The sequence below is a fragment of the Neisseria sp. HMSC069H12 genome (genome assembly GCF_001812735.1).
GTDB classification, from domain to species: domain Bacteria; phylum Pseudomonadota; class Gammaproteobacteria; order Burkholderiales; family Neisseriaceae; genus Neisseria; species Neisseria subflava.
On sequence record NZ_KV810303.1, the window covers coordinates 1 to 545 of the forward strand.

The 545-nt window shown below is 53.8% G+C and carries 1 pseudogene; it reads right to left on the minus strand.

What is annotated here, in order from left to right:
* Positions 1-259: pseudogene (locus HMPREF2872_RS10700) on the minus strand (transposase); the annotation flags it as partial.
* Positions 260-545: the final 286 nt, after the last annotated feature.

Consider the following 545-nt stretch of genomic DNA (forward strand, 5'->3'; position numbering starts at 1 on the left):
GCAAACTGATGCGTCTGACGCGGGTTGGCGATGATTACGGCTATGCCTGCGCGGTGGATGGCTTTGGCGGCGGAACTTTGAGACCGCCGGTGCTTTCCATGACGACGAGGGCGACCTTGTGTTTTTTAAGGTATTCGACGGTATAGGCGATACCTTTCGGGTTGTTGGTTTCGGTTTTGGTTTTAGACAAAGACGAAACGGCAATAACGAAGTTTCGTTTGGCGATGTCGATACCTGCGTAGTTGTATTGGGTACTCATCATAAACCTGCCTTGCATTCGGTTGTGTTATCCGGCAACTGTCCGGTTGTGTCGATGGGTTGCCCGGCCGCTCCCTGAGCTACGCGACGGTTGTTTGCCTTGGGTGTGTACGGGTGGCGGTCGGGCGGTTTGTTGCTATGATACGGGTGTTCCGATATACAAGGGTGTGTGGCGTAGCCACGCACGCGGTTGGTGGGAATGCAGGCTACGGCTTGCTTGCCGTTATCAAGTTTTCCGCAGCAGAAGCAGCATTAACCGATGCAGACGGCAATGCTTTGAAACAGGA